Genomic DNA, 4,024 nt, shown 5'->3' with positions numbered 1-4,024 from the left:
TACCCGCACGTGGGTCGACGCTTCTCACAAATTGGCGTAGGGGATTAGTGCTTGGACACGCTGGCGACGCGGAACGTGGCGCCCTGGATCTTCTCGACGTCCTCGGAGAAGGTGAAGAGGTCCTCGGTGGTGGACTGACCGGGCGAGAGGCTGGTGACGCTGGCAGTGTCTTCTGCGACGCGGTTGCCGTCGGCGTCGAGCGCCTCGACCTGGACGTAGAAGCTGGCCTTCTCACCGCTCTTGTTGCGGAAGGTGACCGGCAGCTTGCCGTCCTTGCGGTATTTCGTATCGGTGCGTGTGAATTCGCCGAACGTGACCTCTAGTTCGTTTTCGAGGATCTGTTCGGTGTTGGCACCGCTGCTGTTTGCGATGCTGTCGTTGAGGTCACCGGTCATCTTGTCGATGAAGAAGAAGGGGGCGACGAAGACGATGAGTGCGATGAGCACAGCTCCGATGACCAAGGTGATCACCAGCCCCGTGTAGGACTTGCGGGGAGCTGCGGGGGGATAAGGTCCGGCCCAGCCCTGTGCGAGCTGCGGAGTCCATTGGCCGGCCGCCGGATAGGCAGGCTGACTATCTTGCTGAGATTGTCCGTCGTAGCCCGAGGGGGGTGGCCACTGTTCATGTGGGTAGGTCACGGGCGTGGTCTCCTGTTCTGGCCCGGCAGCTAGGTTCGGGTTGAAGCCTAAGGCCCGTTTTGTGCCCCGCAGATCACCAATTTCCAGCACCATCGCGGCAACCCTCAAGTGGCCGCCGCCTGGACCCGGATCATGTGCGCGGGAACCCCAGCGTTGCTAAAGGGAGTGGCGCTGGCGCGGGCCCCCGGGGCCATCGGTACATTCGTGTTCGCGACCAGCCAACCTAATCCGTTCGGTATCGCCTGGTTGGTGGCATCCGCCCAGGCAGTTGAACAGTCAACTGCCTGGGCGGTTCTTAGTTTGGCGCGTAGTACGCGGCGAGTGGGCCCGGCGCATGCTGTCGCGCGCTCACTCAGGCGGTTCAGGGTCGACCATCGACGCTGAGTAGCAGTCGAACGAGCTCCGTCTGGCGGTGTGTGCCCGTTTTCCTAAACACGTGCTGCAGGTGCGTTCTCACTGTCGTGAGAGACACCGACAGCCGGTCCGCAACGTCCGCCAGGCTATTGCCGTCACGAAGCAGTGCAACGAACCTGGTTTCGGTCGGCGTCAGGCCGTAGAGATCTCTTACGATGTCTTCGGCCGGCTGGGTCTTGTGGCGCTCAGGGTCATTCAAGACGACAAGGGCACAGTGGTCTGGGCCTGCTGGGTCGCCGATCGGCACAACGTTTGCCACATACGGCTCCTTTCCCGAAGGTCGCGGGCATAATATCCAACTACCCCGCCGGAGTCCGTCCGATCCCGCGCTCAACGCCATGGCAATGCCGCCTTTGAGAGCGTCGGTCGCGATCCGGCCGCCGCGCACCGAAATCCCGTCGCCCACGGTGAAAATTTCGGCCGCCGCCGCGTTCGCTGACCACACGGTGCCCTCCGCGGAAACGACCACCACACCCCGGTCGTCAACGTTGAGGACGTCCTCAAGAATGCGGGTTTGCCGAATAGTCTGGGCCAGCATGCTTTCTGTGCGTAGCGCTTGCTGAAGGTGCGGAACCACCGCACTCATCAGCCGTGTTCGTTCCTCCGTTGCAAACGAGCGTGTCGCTCTCGCGGATACCACCAGGAACGTCGTGGGGCGACGAGGAGCAGTGAGTCTGACAAACAGGCCGTCTTGCATGCAGTGCGGGCGCATGAAATCGCTGTTGAACTCAGATCGCCGTCGAGGATCAATGAGTTCTTCACCGCTGTGCACCAGCCCAGCTGGCCCGCATTCCACAGCTTCGAGGACGTGGTCGATGCTGTTGTAGTACGAACGGTAGCTGGCCTCCGCTGCCGCGGGGACGTTGTGATACAGCCGGTATCCGGCGGCGCGGGGATTCGGCGACGATCAAGGCGCCCCCACCCGCCCCGGGGGCTTGACTGATTTCGGACACCACCGGTGACCATTCGCTGTTGTCCAGCGCGGCGGCATAGATCCGCAGCGCCAAACGCGAGAGTGCGTCGACCGACAGCATGCGCGTACCCCCGCCGTGCCAAATGATCACAGTGTGCGACACGTCGTGTCGGGTTGTCACCATGCCGCGATCCATACACTTTCGTCTGCAAGATCATTCGAACGGATGATTCCCGAGTATCGATGCCTCTGATTGATTAGGTGACGACACACCTTGACCAGGACTTGAAAGATTCGATGACTCGAATGCCCGGTAAGGCAACCGTGTTCGGCTAGCCGCGTTCCGCGACGAGGCCGGACGGAACAGAATGAGGAGGATCCAGCATGCCTGGCAGTCGCTCAACACTCGCCTCCACTGAGCTCTACGACTTCGTCCACGCCAATATCAACCTGGACCCCGACAATCTGTACAAGAAGCTGGTTCCCGGCCAGAAACTGCTGGACAACCGTTGGGCTGCACCAGGGGTGGTTCTCGTCGATGGAATCAGGGACCGGCTCATCGACATTACGAAGTACCTCGTCCCGGCGGTCGAGGCAATTGATCAGAAGGCAAAGTCCCTGGGGTGGGACCTTCACCCCGCCGGCCGGTCGAGAACCGTCAACGCGGTGAAGCGGTATTCGGTAATCCCCTTCGGCAGTGATGACTTGGACGTGCGGACGAGGTCGACACAAGTCACCTCGCGGGACTACTCGAACGCGACCGGTGTCGTCACCATCTACTACACAGAACAACGCGGAGCGTTCGTCGTTTATGGCGGCATTCGAGAGAGATTCTTGGCGCTGGGTGGCCCAGCCTCCTACCTCGGTTTTCCGACCTCTGACGAGGACGGAAACGGCAAGCAGGGCAACGACAACGTCCGGTGGTCCCACTTCGACGGCGGCACCCTCTACTGGACACCACAGCGCGGCACGTACGCCGAAGTCAGCGTGAACGCTGTGACTCAGCGATACGAGACCTGGCGACTCACGGCCCTCGATGTCACAGGCCTCGCCCCGGGCAGCCAGTTCAACGTGTACGGCTTGGGAATGTATGACCTTCCCGAGACCAAGCGCCAAGGCTTCGGCTTCGCCGGGGCGGGCCCAGACAGCACGTACTACGGGTTCGGCGTGTCAGAGACGCACATCTTGTCTGAGGCAGACCTTGCGAAACAGTTCCTTGTGGTGGAGAAGTTCACGAACCGCTCAGGACGGGTCACCCCGTAGTTCGGAGATCCACCCGGCTCCACAAACGATGGGTTATGGCCGCCCGCGCCGCAGCACGATGCTCATGCTCCGGGGCGGTCTCACAAGGCCTTCCGATTGCGGAGAAGTTGTCGGACCTGTGGGGCACAATGCGAATGACCGATGTTCTCTCCGTCCCACACCGCGTATGAGGCCTGGCCATGAGCCCCGATGAGTTTTTCGACACCGTTGACGCGGTGAAAGCCACTCTGATCGAGCGTGCGAAGTCGAGCTTCTCTACCAATGGTGTGGTCCCTACGCCACAGATGTGGGCGTTCAGCTCGACCAGCTCCAAGGGCTTGATGGGCTACGCGGTGTGCCGCGATTACACCCGCGGCGCCGACGCCGCCTTGGGGATCGGATCCTTGGGGATTCTTGCTGACGCCATGCACGCCGACCTGTTGGTGCTCATGTGGGAGGAAGCAGACCTGCGGACGTCGCTCTACGGTCCCAGCGACGACCACCCGACCGGCATCGTGATTCTGGAAGCAACGTTGCACTCGCACGAGTTGACCTGGCATCCGTTCGATTTCACCGTGGTGGGCTACAACTCGGCCGGGTTGCCCCGCCTTGACGTGCGCTACGGCGACTCCTCTGACATCAAGGGCGGGCCGTTGCCTGAGGTGATCGCCAAGGTGCTTGCGGAGTGGCGGTCGCGTCAGGTTGCTTCTTTTGAAGAGGCGCGGGCCACGATCGAGGGCGCGGCGGCCGACGGGTACCAGATCAGCTTGGTTGCCTAAACGAGCGCATGAAAGTTGGGTGCGGCGCCGGCTCAGCC

4 protein-coding genes are annotated in these 4,024 nt (G+C 61.9%); 2 read left to right on the top strand and 2 right to left on the bottom strand.

What is annotated here, in order from left to right; genetic code table 11:
- Nucleotides 1-44 precede the first annotated feature (44 nt).
- Together A5779_RS32260 and A5779_RS32255 are read right to left on the bottom strand one after the other, a co-directional pair.
- Nucleotides 45-638, bottom strand: a complete 594-nt coding sequence (locus A5779_RS32260; RefSeq protein ID WP_131811734.1) for an FxLYD domain-containing protein — start codon at nucleotides 636-638, stop codon at nucleotides 45-47.
- 361 nt (nucleotides 639-999) lie between these two features.
- Complete coding sequence (locus A5779_RS32255) at nucleotides 1,000-1,590, bottom strand: helix-turn-helix transcriptional regulator (protein ID WP_165609856.1); 591 nt, start codon at nucleotides 1,588-1,590, stop codon at nucleotides 1,000-1,002.
- A gap of 759 nt (nucleotides 1,591-2,349) precedes the next feature.
- Here A5779_RS32255 and A5779_RS32250 point away from each other — a divergent pair.
- Together A5779_RS32250 and A5779_RS32245 are read left to right on the top strand one after the other, a co-directional pair.
- The gene (locus tag A5779_RS32250) at nucleotides 2,350-3,228 is read left to right on the top strand and encodes an LGFP repeat-containing protein (RefSeq protein ID WP_064888118.1); all 879 of its coding nucleotides are present in this window, start codon (nucleotides 2,350-2,352) and stop codon (nucleotides 3,226-3,228) included.
- A 179-nt stretch (nucleotides 3,229-3,407) separates the two neighbouring features.
- Entirely contained in the window at nucleotides 3,408-3,986 is a 579-nt protein-coding gene (locus A5779_RS32245) for a hypothetical protein (RefSeq protein ID WP_064888116.1), read from the top strand.
- Nucleotides 3,987-4,024: the final 38 nt, after the last annotated feature.

It is taken from the genome of Mycolicibacterium peregrinum (assembly GCF_001665625.1).
GTDB classification, from domain to species: domain Bacteria; phylum Actinomycetota; class Actinomycetes; order Mycobacteriales; family Mycobacteriaceae; genus Mycobacterium; species Mycobacterium peregrinum_B.
The sequence above is the reverse complement of the archived record's forward strand: the minus strand, read 5'-3'. Positions and strand labels throughout refer to the sequence as shown.